Source organism: Kitasatospora albolonga (assembly GCF_039535905.1).
Classification (GTDB): domain Bacteria; phylum Actinomycetota; class Actinomycetes; order Streptomycetales; family Streptomycetaceae; genus Kitasatospora; species Kitasatospora albolonga.
In genome coordinates this window covers 1-13411 of sequence record NZ_BAAAYB010000038.1, presented here as the reverse complement: position 1 = coordinate 13411, position 13411 = coordinate 1, and the positions used below count along the sequence as shown (strand labels likewise).

The window sequence follows — 13411 nt, the reverse complement described above, 5'->3', positions numbered from 1 at the left end:
CAGTGGACCGCAGTTACCGGCTGGTGCCGGGGACCACGATCTTCGACGCCGAGCAGTCGGCCAAGGGCTACCACCTCAACCAGTTCTGCATGTCGCTCACCACGGCCGAGAACCGCGCCGCCTACCTGGCCGACGAGCGCGGGTACCTGGACGCCTGGCCGCTGCGCGAGGAGCAGAAGCGGGCGCTGCTGGAGCGCGACCTCAACGGGGCCATCGCCGAGGGCGGGAACATCTACTTCCTCGCCAAGTGGGGCGCCACGCTGGGGCTCTCGTTCCAGCAGATGGCGGGCTCGATGACCGGCATGACCGAGGAGGAGTACCCGCGCGATGATGGTCGGCGGCGGCCGGCCGGCGGGGCAGCGCCTCGACCACGCCGTACTGGAGGCCGCGCATGCTGACCAGACTGGGCGGGCCGGGATCACGGCCGCCGTCTTCACCTCGCACGTGCCCGCCATCGGTGCCGCGATGGACCACGGGAAGACCCGGGAGCCTTACTGGCAGCCGGTGTTCGAGGGCTACGAGCACACCCGGCAGTGGGCCCGGGACAACGTCCCCGACGTGGTCGTGCTGGTCTACAACGACCACGCCACCGCCTTCGACCTCTCCCTTGTCCCCACCTTCGTGCTCGGCACCGGCGCCGCCTTCCCCGTCGCCGACGAGGGCTACGGCCCCCGTCCGGTGCCGGACGTCGAGGGCGATCCGGAGTTCGCCGCGCACCTCGCGCACTCCCTGATCCGGGGAGGACTTCGACCTGACGCTGGCCCAGGAGATGCCGGTGGACCACGGGTTGACCGTGCCGCTGTCGCTGGTCTTCGGCGAGGTGGAGCGCTGGCCGTGCAGGGTGATCCCGCTGCACGTCAACGTGGTGCAGTACCCGGTGCCCTCCGGAGCGCGCTGCTTCGCCCTGGGCCGGGCGCTGCGCCGGGCCGTCGAGTCCTACCACCGGCCGCTGAACGTCCAGGTCTGGGGCACGGGCGGGATGAGCCACCAACTCCAGGGCCCGCGCGCCGGGTTGATCAACCGGGAGTGGGACAACGCCTTCCTGGACCGGCTGGTCGCCGACCCGGAGGGCCTGTCCCGGGTGCCCCACCTGGAGTACGTCGAGCAGGCCGGCTCGGAGGGCATCGAGCTGGTGATGTGGCTGATCGCGCGCGGCGCGCTGAGCGACGTCGACGGCGGCGGCGCCGTCTCGGCCGACCACCGCTTCTACCACGTGCCGGCGTCGAACACCGCCGTCGGCCACCTGATCCTGACCAACCACCCGCAGGTGCCCGCCGGGCCCGCGGACGAGGAGTGACATGACCGAGCAGCAGCCCTGCGGATCGCCCTGGCCGGCGGCGGCGCCTTCGGCGCCAAGCACGCCGCGGCCCTGCGCCGGATCGAGGGCGTGGAGGTGGCCGCCGTGGTCAGCTCCGGCCTGGAGAGCGCCCGCCGGTTCGCCGCCGAGCAGGGCATCGGGCGGGCCGCGGCCGACCTCGACGAGGTGCTGGCGATGGACGACGTCGACGCCGTCGTCCTGGCCACCCCGACGCCGATGCACGCCGCCCAGACCCTGGCCTGCCTGGAGGCCGGCAAGCACGTCCAGGTGGAGATCCCCGTCGCCGCCTCGCTGGCGGACGCCGAGGCCTGCCTGGCCGCCCAGCGGCGCACCGGCCTGGTCGCGATGGCCGGCCACACACGCCGCTTCAACCCCAGCCACCAGTGGATCCACCGGCGGGTGGCGGCCGGGGAGTTCGCCATCCAGCAACTGGACGTGCAGACCTACTTCTTCCGCCGCAGCAACCTCAACGCCCTGGGCCAGGCCAGGAGTTGGACCGACCACCTGCTCTGGCACCACGCCGCCCACACCGTCGACCTGTTCGCGTACCAGACCGGTTCCCCGATCGTGCGGGCCAACGCCCTCCAGGGCCCGGTCCACCCCGAGCTCGGCATCGCGATGGACATGTCCATCCAGCTCCAGGCCGAGAGCGGAGCCATCTGCACCCTCTCGCTCTCCTTCAACAACGACGGCCCGCTCGGCACCTTCTTCCGCTACATCGGCGACACCGGGACCTACCTGGCCCGCTACGACGACCTGTTCACGGGGGCGGAGGAGAAGATCGACGCCAGCGGGGTCGACGTCTCGCTGGACGGCATCGAGCTGCAGGACCGCGAGTTCGTGGCCGCCATCCGGGAGGGCCGGGAGCCGAACGCCTCGCTGGCGCAGGTGCTCTCCTGCTACCGCACCCTGGCGGAGCTGGAGCGGCAACTCGCCGGCTGACTCCTCGGTGGTTCGGCGGACGCCTGACGGGGTGGGAGTGGAGGATGGGGACCATGTGCGGTCGCTTCGTCTCCACCTCCTCCCCGTCCGACATCGCCTCGCTGCTGCGGGCGGTGGTCTGGCCCTCGGCCGAGACCCTGCTGCCCTCCTGGAACGTCGCGCCGACCGACCCGGTGGCCGCCGTCCTGGAGCGCGTCGACCGGGAGACGGGCGAGTTGGTGCGGCGGGTGGAGGCGCTGCGGTGGGGGCTGGTGCCGTCCTGGTCCAAGGACCCCAAGGCCGGCGCCCGGATGATCAACGCCCGGGTGGAGACCGCCCACGAGAAGCCCTCCTTCCGCAAGGCCTTCGCGGCCCGGCGCTGCGTGGTGCCGGGCGACGGCTACTACGAGTGGAAGCCGGTCGGGGCCGCGGAGGGGCGCAAGGCCTTCAAGCAGCCCTACTACCTCCACCGCCCGGACGGCGCACCCCTGTTGATGGCCGGCCTGTACGAGTACTGGCGCGACCGGTCGGTCCCCGAGGACGAGGACCCGGCCGCCTGGCTGGTCACCTGCACCCTCCTCACCACCGAGGCGGTCGACGCGGCCGGCCGCGTCCACGACCGGATGCCCGTCACCCTCCACCCCGACCACCTGGACGCCTGGCTCGACCCGGAGCTCTCCGAGGTCGAGGAGGTCCGCTCCCTCCTCACGGTCCCCGCCGCCGAGTTGGCCATCCGACCGGTGAGCACCGCCGTCAACAGCGTCCGCTCCGACGGAGCCGTCCTGCTGACCGAGGTGGCCGACCCCCTGGCGGGCATCACGGGCGGACACTTCGCCTGAGGCCCGTCGGCGGGGTGGAGATTAATCGGTTGCCACGGCCGCCCCGGGCTCAGCATCATCCCGCCCATGGACAAGTGACGGCTGCTTCGAGCATCCACCCCAGCGCGCAGGACCACGATCCCGCCCTCGGTGTCGGCGAACCGCCCCCGAGGCGATGACGCGCGCTTCCGTCACGTCCAGAGAGCGATCACCCACATGCATACCAATCGCAAGGCCCGTTGGGCCGTGCGCCGGTTCGGCCTGCCCACCGTCGTCCGGCCCTGCCCGGACTGCCCCTCGACCCGGCACCGCGCCTCCGGCAAGATCCGGGTCAACGCCAGCGGCAAGCTGCTCGACGTCTGGCTGCTGCTCAGCTGCGCGGGCTGCGACCGCACGTCGAAGGTGCCCGTCCACGAGCGGGCCCACGTCTCCTCCCTCGACCCGGCCCGGCTGGTCGCGTACGAGAACAACGACCCGGGCGTGGTGCGGGAGTTGACGATGAGCGCGTCGCTCGCCACCAAGAACGGCTACCGCCTGGACTGGGCGGGCACCTGGGAGCTCGACACCCGGATGCCGCTCTACGCCCTGGATGACTCGCGGGCCTTCGAGGTCGAGGTCCGCTTCGACCTCCCGGCCCCGATCCGGGCGGAGCGGCTGCTCTGCCTCGGGCTCGGCCTCAGCCGGGGCGAGGTCCGCCGTCTGGTGGACGAGGGCCGCATCCACCTCCCCCTTCCGCTGGACGCCAAGGCCCACCGGGAGTTCACCTTCACCCTCCACGGCCCGGGAGCGGTCGACTCCGCCCGCCTGCCGGCGGCTGCTCCCGGCGACGTGCCGGCGCCATCGCTGCGGCGCTCTGCCTAGGTGACGTGGGGCGGGGATCCTCCGGGGCCCCGCCCCCACGCGGGCCGCGGGGGAGAATGGGTTCATGAGCGAGATGGAGCCCGAGGGCGGCGAGGCGGCGTGCTGGGTCGGGGAGGTCTGCCCGGAGTGCGGGCGGCTGCGGGCGGAGTGCGGGCACCCGGGGGAGGTCCGGGCCCGGGTCGGCGGTGTGCCCGGGCGGGACCGGGACGCGGAGGGGCGGGCGCGGAACGGGCGGCCCAGGGACGGCTTGGGGCGGCCGTTGGCGTACGGGAGTCAGGGCGCGCCGCGGCAGCCGGAGGGGGTGGTGCGGTCGGCGGGGCGGACGCTGGAGGAGGCGCAGCAACTGCTGGACGCCGGGCGGCCGTTCCACGCCCACGAGGTGTTGGAGGACCGCTGGAAGAGCGCTCCGGAGGAGGAGCGGGCACTGTGGCGGGCGCTGGCGCAGTACGCGGTCGGGCTGACGCACGCCGCGCGCGGCAACCCGAAGGGGGCGGTCGCGCTGCTGGCCAGGGCCGCGGAGGGGCTGGCGTCGTTCGAGGCGCGGCCGCCGTCGGGATCGACGTGGCGGGGATCCGCCGCTGGGCGCTCCGTGCGGAGGCGCCGGTGACCGTGGTGCCCTCGGCGGACCTCCCCCGCCCTCCGGATGCGGCAGGAGGGCTGACGGGACCTCCGGCCGCCGGGTCGGTCAGAGCTCCTCGCGGTAGCGCTCCCGGACGACGGGGGCCTCGACCGTGCCGAGCAGGCGGCGCCGTCGGTAGACCCGGGCGTAGACGACCAGGCCGAGCAGACCGGCGATCATCATGATGACGCCGATCACGTCGAGGTTGACCCCCGAGAGTTCCCAGTCCCACACCGAACGTCAGGATTGCTCCTGCCGCGAACAGGAGGATGCAGCCACCGATGCCCACCGTTGCTCTCCTTCCGGACGGCGCCGCACCCCGTCGGCCCGGCGCTCCGGTCCGCGCCTACCCCCTTCCCGGCGGATCACCCGTGCGGGATCGGGGAGTTGGCGGTCGGCGGGTGGGGGTCAGCGCGTGGAGGTGAGGCGGGCGGAGACCACGACGTTGGAGTCGTAGCCGCCGTTCTTGCGGTCGAAGTGGCCGCCGCAGGTGAGGACCCGGAGTTCGGGACGGCCGGTGGAGGCGTAGACGGCCTCGGTCGGGAAGGCGGACTTGGGGTGGGTGCGGACGTCGGTGACGGTGAAGACGGCGGTGCGGTGGTCCTGGCGGGTGATCTCGACGGTGTCGCCGCGGCGGAGCAGGCCCAGGCGGTGGAAGACGGTGGGGCCGGTGCGGTTGTCGACGTGGCCGAGGACCACGGCGGTGCCGTTCGCGCCCGGGGCGGCGGCGTCGCGGTACCAGCCGGCCAGGTTTCGCTCGGCCATCGGAGGGGACGTCAGATGGCCGGCGGCGTCCAGGCCGACGCCGGAGACGGGGGCGTCCACCTTGATCGAGGGGATCCGGATCCGGCTCGGCGGGGAGGGCGCCAGCGCGGGCGCGTAGGCGGGGAGGGAGACGGAGGGGGACGGCGCGGCGTCGGCCGCGACGGCGGCGGGCTGCGGCGGTCCGGCGGTGGCCGAGCCGTCGTGCACCAGCCAGCCGCCGATCAGCACGGCCACCGCCACGGCCCCGGCGGTGAGGACGCCGGGGCCGCAGCGGACGGAGGTGCGCTCAGTGCTCGGCAACTCGGTGCTCCGCCGCTCAGTGCTCCGCATGGCGGGCGGCGCGGCGCCGCAGGTACCGCACGCTGACGGCGGCGGCACCGATCAGCAGGGCCGAACCTCCGGCGATCTCGGCCGGGTTGGGCCCGCCGGAGCTGCCGCCGCCGCCCGCGTCCACGCCGCCGACGGGGAGCCCGTCGGAGCCGGTGCCCGAGCCGCCGGCGCCGGTCGGCGTCGCGCTGGGCTTGCCACCGCCCGGGACGCCGCTGATGGGCAGGTCGGTGTCCACCGGCGAGCAGTCCACCGTGAAGACCTTCTGCTTGGCCTTGCCGTTCTCCCCGGCGAAGGTCCACTCGAGCTTGTAGTGGCCCTCGGGCAGGGTGTAGTCCTGTGAGCGCCCGTTGCCGCCGGCCAGCACGACCTGGCCGGCCGCCACCTCGGCGTTCCCGGTCGGCGGCTGCTGGGTGAGGGTGTAGCTGACCATCTGCACGACGTCGAAGTTGAGGGCGGCGATGTAGAACTTGCAGACCTTCGGCTCGGAGTTCTGGTCGAGGGTCGGCGTGGTGGTCTTGTGGATCTTCACGTCGCCGTTGTCGCCCGGCGCCGCGTGGGCGGCGGGCGCGGTGGCGAGGCCGAGGGCGGCGGTGAGCAGGACGGCTGGGAGGGCGAGGCTTCGTCGCATGGCGGGCTCCAGACCTGGGGACACGGCGCGGGGGGCCGCAGGATTCCTCAGGTTGACCCGCCCTCCGGCCGGGGCCGGGGCGCCTCGCCCTCCTCGTAGTACTTTTTCACCTCCCCGGCCGACACCCGGCCGACAGCGGATGTCGGCCGAACGGCCCGTCAGGCGTCCTGCCGCCAGCCCGCCTTGAGCAGGACCAGGACCTCGGCGGTGATCGCGGCCTCGTTCTGCTCGAAGGCCGGGCCGGTGAGCTGGGTGCGGTCGGCGGGCAGGCCGGTCAGCACGGGGGTGTGCAGGTGGCCGCCGGGCAGGGTGGGGCGGAGCTCCTGGCGCAGGCGGTTGCTGCGGTAGGCGACCTCGTTGGAGAGGTAGCCGCCGCCCCCTCCGGCCACGGCGCGCGAGCCCGGGGTGGGGCCGTCCTCGCGGTCCACCGGCTGGGTCCCGCCGGCCGGGATCTCGGTGACCTCGGGGTTGACCAGCACGGGGTACGGGGTCTGGGCGGCCTGCTCCAGGGCGGCGCCGGGGAGGGTGGTGCGGATGAACTCCGGGCCCGGGCCCATGCCCGGTGCCACCACCGGGTTCTGGTACGTCCCGCCGGAGAGCGCGCCGGTGTTGTCGGGGTACGGGTCGGCGGAGCGGGCCCGGCCGGCCCACTCCTCCACGGTGAACAGGCCCGGGTAGCCCTGGCTGATCGAGGTGATGCGGTCGGCCGAGCGCGGACCCGCCGCCAGCCGGGGGCCGTAGGCCCGCTCGACGATGCCGCGGTCGAAGTCGCCGTAGCGGACCGGCAGCACCACGGCGCGGATCTCGGCGGCGGAGCCGTCGTCCAGGGTGACGCGGCGTCCGTTGAGGGTGAGCGCGGCCGAGCCGGAGGGGTTGGCGGTGCGCAGGTCGCCGTCCAGGCCGAAGGGGTCGAAGCCGCTGACGAAGATGCGCTTCAGGCCGGGGGCGGGGCTGAAGTCGTTCTCCTTCAGGCCGCGCGAGGCGTCCTCGAAGCGGGCCCGGAGTGCGGCGGCGTCCACCGCGAACTGCGGCTGCCAGCCGTTCAGTTGGTCCACCATGGCGAGCCGCGCCCAGTACAGCGGCCGGTCGTCCCCGGGCGCCAGGTCGCCACCGGGGCGCCGCCCCTGGGCGCGGTTGACCGCCGACTGCCAGAGGGCGACGCCCCAGGAGTCGGCCAACTCCTCGGCCTCGTGGGCGTTCCGGGTGGAGCACAGCGCGGCGGGGAACCGTGCGGTGAAGCTGCCGAGGCCGCCCCGGGTCACCAGGTCGGCGCTGCGCGGATCGGTCAACCGCCGTTCCTCCACGCCTCGTTGGGCTGGTGCGGTAACGGTGCAGCCGACGTCCAGGGCCTGGGCCGGGGAGGCGGAGAGGGTGGACAGCAGAGTGCCCGCCACCAGGAGGGCGGCACCGAAGGAGGGTTTCATGGCATGTGACATTACACAGAGAGCGCCTGGTGCGGAACGGGGCGTCTCACCCCTCGGCCGCGGCTCGTGTCACGGCAGGTACGGCGGGGTGATGCCCCAGTCCCAGCGCGGCATCGGGGTCTCGGGCAGCGGCGGCGGGTTGGGGCCGGAGTAGATCACGGCCATCCGGGTGCCCCACTCCAGGTAGTACGCGAGCACCCCGCGGAACTCCGGGTCGGCGGGCAGCCCGACCTCGTCGGCGGTCTCCAGCAGCAGGGCCACCCAGCGGCGGCGCTGCTGCTCGGTCACGCCCCGGCCCAGGTGGCGGGAGGCCATGTGCCGGTGGCCGCCGTGCTCCGTGCTGTACCGGGCCGGGCCGCCGAACACCTCGCCCAGCCAGGCCGCGACGTGCTCGGCGTGGTGCGGGTCCATCCCGGCGAACACCGGCGCGAGCACCTCGTCCTTGCCGACGTGCTCGTAGAAGCGGGTGAACAGCCGCTCGAAGGCGCCCGCCCCGCCCGCCCACGCGTACAGGGTCGGGGCCGACCCGCCCCGGCCGGCCACCTCGGTGACCTCGTAGTGCCGCATCTCCTCGATGTCCCGCACGTAGGGCCCGATCTCGGCCAGGAAGGCGGCGAACTCCGGGCCGGCGCGGAAGCCCCGGAGGTGGTCCTCGGCGGAGGTCCAACGGATCCGCAGGACGTAGGCGTCGGGCTCCTCGACGCAGCGGGAGAGCTCGTAGTCCACGCACTGCTCCGCCGCTCGCAGCGAGCCCGCGGCGCGGGCGTACGCCTCCTCGAAGGCGGCGCGGCGGCCTTCGGTGACCCGGTACCGGATGTATTCGACAATCATGCCCCGACCCAACCGCACCGGAGGGACCAGATCAAGTCGATTCCCGTGTGGTGAAGGTGAATTGACTGATCGTCAGGAGCGGAGCGGAATGGTTCCTGTACGTTCCCGAGGAGGGTGGAAGGTCCCGTTCAGGTACCCCTCATGATCGCGTGCCAGGCTCGGTGACCCCGTACCTACACGAAGGGACACGCCCGTGGCCCAACAGCAGCTCTCCGCTCGCTCGGCCGGCTGGTGGCCGGTCGTCCGCCGGGCCGCCTGGCCGGTCTACCTGGTCGCGCTCGCGCGCTGGACGTGGGTGAACGGCCTGCCCTACACCGAGGATCTGGTCTTCCTCTGGCTGATCGGCGCGCTGCTGGCCGCCGCCGTGCACAGCGGCCACGGATGGCGCCGGGCGCTGCTGGTGCTGCGCGACTGGGTGCCGGTGATGGCCGCCGTGCTGACGTACTCGCTGCTGCGCGGCTTCGGCGCGCACACCCCCTGGGCACCCCACCTCCGGCCGCAGCTGGACTTCGACACCGCCCTCGGCCTCGGCCAGACCCTGACGGTGCGTCTGCAGCACGCCCTCTACACCCCCGGCACCGCCCACGTGTACGACTACGCCGCCGTCACCGTCTACATGTCCCACTTCTTCGTGGTCTTCGTCCTGCTGGCCGTGCTCTGGCGGCGCGACCACCCCCGCTTCCGGCGGCTGCTCGCCTGCTACCTCGCCCTGACCTACGCGGCCTTCCTCACCTATGTGCTCTACCCGGCCGTGCCGCCGTGGATGGCCGGGGAGCAGGGCGCCCTGCCCGAGGTGACCAGGATCGTGGCCGACGTGCTCAACCAGAGCGGACTGCCGCGCGCCGCCTCGGTGTTCGAGGGCGGCAGCCGGTTCGCCAACGACGTGGCGGCGATGCCCTCTCTGCACGCCGCGTACCCGATGATGATCGCGCTGTTCTTCTGGCCGGTCGCGAGCCGGCGGGTACGGGTGCTGCTCGCCGCGTACCCCGCGGCGATGGCCTTCACGCTGGTGTACGGCGGCGAGCACTTCGTGATCGACATCCTGGTCGGCTGGACCTACGCCGCGGTGGTCGTCCTCGGTGTGAACCGGTTGCTCGACCGCAGGGCCGCCCGCCGTGCCCTGCGGCCGGGCGCGGCGGGCGCGGCGGGCGCGGAAGGCGCGGCGGTGCCGGAAGACACGGCGGCGGCGCCGGAGGTCAGGCGGGGAGCACCTGCCCGAACCAGCTGAGGATCTGCGGGAGGGCCGCCTTCTTGGACGGCGAGTGGCCGATCGGGCCGAGGTCCAGCAGCGGGGCCTCCGTCCCGTGGGCGGCCAACCGCTCCGCGCAGTGACGGGCGTTCAGGATCGTCACGTCCCGGTCGCCGCTCGCCGCGTAGAGGCGGACCGGGACGGCGGGCGCCCAGTCGCAGGTGGAGTCCTGGGCGCGCAGGGCGTCGAGCAGGGCGCCGGTGGGGTGGGCGGCTCGCGCGGTGAACTCCGGGGTGAGCAGCTCGGCCGGGGTGGCGGGCAGCGCCCCGGCCACCTCGGCGCTGCCGTGGGTGCCGTCGAACAGGCCTTCCACGGTGGCCGCGTAGGGCGGGCGGAAGACCTCGGCCGGATCCGCGTAGATCGGGTGGAGCCGGTTCATCGCCACCAGCCAGTAGGCGAAGTAGTAGGTGGCGCTCCTCGGGTCGAGGGTGCCGTCGAAGCCGGCGGGCATCTCGGCGTGCTCGGCGTCGTAGGGACCGCTGATCGGCGCGAGCGCGCCGAGCCGGAAGTGCCGGTCGGCCCCGTCCTGGAGGGCGCGGCCGAGGGCCATCGCGGCCGGGCCGCCCTGCGAGAAGCCGGTCACCAGGACGCGGGGGTCGAGACGGTGGCCGCGCCCGGCGGTGAACGCGCGGGCGGCGCGCAGGAGATCGAGCGAGGCGGTGGTCTCCGAGGCGGTGTCGGCGTACGGGTGGAGACCTGGGCCGGTGCCCAGGCCCAGGTAGTCCGGGGCGGCGGCCGCGTAGCCGGCGCCCGCGAAGAGCAGGCTCTCGCCGCGCGCGTCCGGACCGGTGGAGGGAGCGTCGGCGCGGCCGGTCATGGTGCCGTGCTCGAAGACCACCGGTTGCAGGCGGCGGCGTCCGTCCTGCGGGAGCGCGAGCAGACCCGAAGCGGTGGTCGGCCGCCCGTCCGGGGTGACGGTGCGGTAGACGAGCCGGTAGGTGTCGGTGCCCGTGGTGGGAGCGGCGGACGGGTAGCCGTGGCGGACGAGGTAGGGTCCAGGCGGAGGCGGCCCGGCGACCGACTTCATGGCCTTGATCTGGGCGGAGCCACCGACGCGGGAGACCGAGATGCCGACGTTCACGGCCGGGCGGATGCCGGCGTTGAACAGGTCGGACTCCAGGAAGCACTGGCCGTCGGTGATGGAGATGACGTTGGTCGGGATGTACGCCGAGACGTCGTTGGCCTTGGTCTCGATGATCGGCAGACCGGTCATCGAGCCGGCGCCCAGCTCGTCGGAGAGCTTGGCGCAACGCTCCAGCAGGCGCGAGTGCAGGTAGAAGACGTCACCCGGGTAGGCCTCGCGGCCCGGCGGACGACGGAGCAGCAGCGACACGGAGCGGTACGCCTCGGCCTGCTTCGACAGGTCGTCGAAGATGATGAGGACGTGCTTGCCGTCGTACATCCACTCCTGGCCGATGGCCGAACCGGTTGTACGGGGCGAGGTACTTGAAGCCGGCCGGGTCGGAGGCGGGAGCAGCCACGATGGTGGTGTACTCCAGCGCGCCGGCCTCCTCCAGGGCGCCGCGGACGGACGCGATGGTGGAGCCCTTCTGGCCGACGGCGACGTAGATGCAGCGGACCTGCTTCTTCGGGTCGCCCGACTTCCAGTTATGCTTCGCGCTGGTGAGGATCGTAGTCAGATCAGCCACCGCGGACCTTGCCGGTCTGGCGTCGCGACTCATGATACAGCTGAACGCTGGCGCGGCCGATCGGGGCAGGTCATCCGCGTCGATACGGCTCTGATATATACACGCTGAGTGATCTCCCTTACGTTTCCACTGCCATTCTCTTCTTTCCACATTTCTTTCTATTTCCTTTCTCTCCCTTTCCTTTTCTTCCCCTTCTTCTTTTTCCTCTCTTCCCTTTTCTCCTCTCGTTTTTCCCTCTTTTCGCCTTCTCTTTTCTTGTCTCTCTCTTCGCTTCTTCTTCCTCCTCTCTCTCTCTCCTCTTTTCTCACTCTTTCCCTCCGCTTTTCCTTTCTCTCTTTCACTCCTTTTCTCATTCCTCCTTTCTCTCTCTTCTCCCTCTGCCTCTCCTCTCTCCTTTTTGTCCTGCTACTACTTCTCTTTCTACTCATCCCTTTTCCTTTCCTCTTCTCTCCTTCCTTTCTCTCTTTCCTTCCTGTCCTTTCCGTTCGTCCTTTTTCTTGTGTTTTTTCCTCCTTCTCTTCTGCATCCTCCCCTCTCTCCCTCCCTCTTTCTCTCTTTTTTCTCTCCTTCTCTTTCTACGTCTTTTCCCCTTTTCTTTCTCTCTCCACTTTTCGTCCCTTTTCTTCTGCTTCTTTCCCTTCTTTTCTCTCTGCCATCTTTTTTCTATTTTCTCTATTTCTTTCTTCTTCTCTTCGTCTTTCTCATCCTTGTTCCCATTTTTCCCTCACTTTCTTTTTCCTTCCTCCCACCTCATCACATCCCTCTTCGTTTCGCCTTTTCCCCGTACTTTGTTTCTTTGTCTTGCCCTCTTTCTCCGGTTCCCCTCCCATTCTTTTTTCTCCTTCTTCCTCCTCTCCCACTTCTCTTTCCTCCACCTCCTTTCTCATCTCCTTCTCCTTCCTTCTTTTTTCACCCTCTTCCCACACACTTCTCTCTCTTCCTGCACCCTTTCCCCATTTCTCTTCCCTTTTTCTTCCTCTCTTTCTCTTTCCTCTCCTTTTCGTTCTTTCCCTTTTTCTCTTTCTTTTTTTTCCACTCTCCTTTTACTTCTCCCTCTTTTACTTCTGTTTCCATCTTTTTCCCTCTTTTTCTTCCCCTTCTTTCTCCTCTCTTTCTTTCTCTTTCACTCCCCTTTCTGCCCCTTCTTTCCTCTGCTTCTATCTTTTCCTTTCACTTTTTCTCTTCAGACTTTCTCTTTCCTTTCTCCCCCTCTTCTCATTCCCTCCTCTTCTTTCTCCCGCATTCCTCTCCTTCCCTTTTTTCGCTTCTGACTTCTCTTTGTTTTCTTCCCTTTCTTCCCTCTCCCTCATCTTCTCTTCTGTTTCCTCCTTGTTCTATTTCATCATTTCTTTCTCTCCCCAAATCTTTTATACCTCTCTTTTCCTCCTCGTAGCCTCTCTTCTCTTCTCCTTTATTCCCCATTGTCTTTCCCTTTCTTCACTGCTTTTCTTCTGGTCTCTCTCCCTCCCTCCCTTTTTTCTCTCTCTTTTTTCCTTTTCTTTCTTTCTCCTTTTTCTCTTTTTCCCTTTTTCTTTCCTCTCTTTTTTCTTTTTTTTTTTTCTCTTCTTCCTTTTTTTTTCCCCTCCCTTCTTTCTTTCCCTTTCTCTCCCCTCTTCCCTTCTCCTTTTCCCCTCTTTTTCCCCCTTTTTCCTTTCTTTCCGTTTTCCCTTTTTTTTCTTTCTTCCCCTTTTTCTCCCTCCCTTTTCTCTTCCTTCTTTTTTTCTTTTTCTTTCTTTTTCTTCCCTTTTTTTTTTTTTCTTTTTTTTTTTTTCCTTTTTCTTTTCCCTCTTCTTTTTTTTTTCTTTTTCTTCTTTCCTCTTCTCTCCTCCCTTTCTTTCCTCTCTTCTTTTTTTTCTTTTTCTTTTTCCCTTTCCCTCTCTTCCCCTTCCTTCCCCCTTTTTCTTTTTCCCCCTTTTTCCTTTCCTTTTTTTCTTTTTTTTTTTTTATTTTTTTTTTTTTTTTTTTTTTAATCATCCCTTCCCTCTTTTCTGTTCTCCT

At 68.8% G+C, this 13411-nt stretch carries 17 protein-coding genes and 2 pseudogenes; 8 read left to right on the top strand and 11 right to left on the bottom strand.

The genetic code is table 11. The annotated features are described in order from the left end of the window. The first annotated feature begins 2 nt into the window (after positions 1-2). The 7 genes and pseudogenes from ligA (at position 3) to ABD946_RS10365 (ending at position 4525) form a co-directional block, all read left to right on the top strand. Positions 3-398 carry a protocatechuate 4,5-dioxygenase subunit alpha gene (gene ligA / locus ABD946_RS10395; RefSeq protein WP_345282282.1) on the top strand — a complete coding sequence of 132 codons (396 nt, stop codon included), beginning with the start codon at positions 3-5 and terminating at the stop codon, positions 396-398. Next, a pseudogene (locus ABD946_RS10390) lies at positions 328-690 on the top strand (DODA-type extradiol aromatic ring-opening family dioxygenase); the annotation flags it as partial. The gene ligA and the pseudogene ABD946_RS10390, both read left to right, overlap by 71 nt. Positions 691-775: 85 nt before the next feature. Further along, positions 776-1297, top strand: coding sequence for a DODA-type extradiol aromatic ring-opening family dioxygenase (locus tag ABD946_RS10385; RefSeq protein ID WP_345282248.1), 522 nt, complete (start codon positions 776-778; stop codon positions 1295-1297). A gap of 18 nt (positions 1298-1315) precedes the next feature. Then, positions 1316-2260 carry a Gfo/Idh/MocA family oxidoreductase gene (locus ABD946_RS10380; protein ID WP_345282280.1) on the top strand — a complete coding sequence of 315 codons (945 nt, stop codon included), beginning with the start codon at positions 1316-1318 and terminating at the stop codon, positions 2258-2260. A 53-nt stretch (positions 2261-2313) separates the two neighbouring features. After that, positions 2314-3078, top strand: a complete 765-nt coding sequence (locus ABD946_RS10375; RefSeq protein WP_345282246.1) for an SOS response-associated peptidase — start codon at positions 2314-2316, stop codon at positions 3076-3078. Positions 3079-3273: 195 nt separating this feature from the next. Next, on the top strand, positions 3274-3918 hold the full coding sequence (locus ABD946_RS10370) for a DUF1062 domain-containing protein (RefSeq protein WP_345282244.1): 645 nt from the start codon (positions 3274-3276) through the stop codon (positions 3916-3918). A gap of 64 nt (positions 3919-3982) precedes the next feature. Further along, positions 3983-4525 carry a DUF309 domain-containing protein gene (locus ABD946_RS10365; protein ID WP_345282242.1) on the top strand — a complete coding sequence of 181 codons (543 nt, stop codon included), beginning with the start codon at positions 3983-3985 and terminating at the stop codon, positions 4523-4525. Between the two features lie 78 nt (positions 4526-4603). Here the strand turns inward: ABD946_RS10365 and ABD946_RS10360 are convergent, their stop codons facing one another. The 5 genes from ABD946_RS10360 to ABD946_RS10340 form a co-directional block, all read right to left on the bottom strand. After that, entirely contained in the window at positions 4604-4771 is a 168-nt protein-coding gene (locus ABD946_RS10360) for a hypothetical protein (protein ID WP_345282240.1), read from the bottom strand. Positions 4772-4945: 174 nt separating this feature from the next. Beyond that, positions 4946-5602 (bottom strand): class F sortase, encoded by a 657-nt coding sequence (locus ABD946_RS10355; RefSeq protein ID WP_345282238.1) that lies wholly within the window; start codon positions 5600-5602, stop codon positions 4946-4948. A 16-nt stretch (positions 5603-5618) separates the two neighbouring features. Continuing rightward, positions 5619-6260, bottom strand: coding sequence for a hypothetical protein (locus ABD946_RS10350; RefSeq protein WP_345282236.1), 642 nt, complete (start codon positions 6258-6260; stop codon positions 5619-5621). A 158-nt stretch (positions 6261-6418) separates the two neighbouring features. Continuing rightward, positions 6419-7684, bottom strand: a complete 1266-nt coding sequence (locus ABD946_RS10345) for a pyroglutamyl-peptidase I (protein ID WP_345282234.1) — start codon at positions 7682-7684, stop codon at positions 6419-6421. Positions 7685-7753: 69 nt separating this feature from the next. Beyond that, entirely contained in the window at positions 7754-8515 is a 762-nt protein-coding gene (locus ABD946_RS10340) for a group II truncated hemoglobin (protein ID WP_345282232.1), read from the bottom strand. A 193-nt stretch (positions 8516-8708) separates the two neighbouring features. Between ABD946_RS10340 and ABD946_RS10335 the strand changes: the two genes are divergently transcribed. Beyond that, entirely contained in the window at positions 8709-9743 is a 1035-nt protein-coding gene (locus ABD946_RS10335; protein ID WP_345282230.1) for a phosphatase PAP2 family protein, read from the top strand. A 1030-nt stretch (positions 9744-10773) separates the two neighbouring features. Here the strand turns inward: ABD946_RS10335 and ABD946_RS10330 are convergent. The 6 genes and pseudogenes from ABD946_RS10330 to ABD946_RS10305 form a co-directional block, all read right to left on the bottom strand. After that, a pseudogene (locus tag ABD946_RS10330) lies at positions 10774-11477 on the bottom strand (F0F1 ATP synthase subunit alpha); the annotation flags it as partial. 94 nt (positions 11478-11571) lie between these two features. Continuing rightward, positions 11572-11841: a hypothetical protein gene (locus ABD946_RS10325; RefSeq protein ID WP_345282228.1), complete on the bottom strand. Its 270-nt coding sequence runs from the start codon at positions 11839-11841 to the stop codon at positions 11572-11574. Between the two features lie 273 nt (positions 11842-12114). Continuing rightward, on the bottom strand, positions 12115-12300 hold the full coding sequence (locus ABD946_RS10320) for a hypothetical protein (protein WP_345282226.1): 186 nt from the start codon (positions 12298-12300) through the stop codon (positions 12115-12117). 22 nt (positions 12301-12322) lie between these two features. Further along, entirely contained in the window at positions 12323-12487 is a 165-nt protein-coding gene (locus ABD946_RS10315; protein WP_345282224.1) for a hypothetical protein, read from the bottom strand. 141 nt (positions 12488-12628) lie between these two features. Next, complete coding sequence (locus ABD946_RS10310; protein WP_345282222.1) at positions 12629-12835, bottom strand: hypothetical protein; 207 nt, start codon at positions 12833-12835, stop codon at positions 12629-12631. A gap of 15 nt (positions 12836-12850) precedes the next feature. Next, a partial coding sequence (locus ABD946_RS10305; RefSeq protein WP_345282220.1) for a hypothetical protein occupies positions 12851-13411 on the bottom strand: 561 nt, incomplete at its 5' end.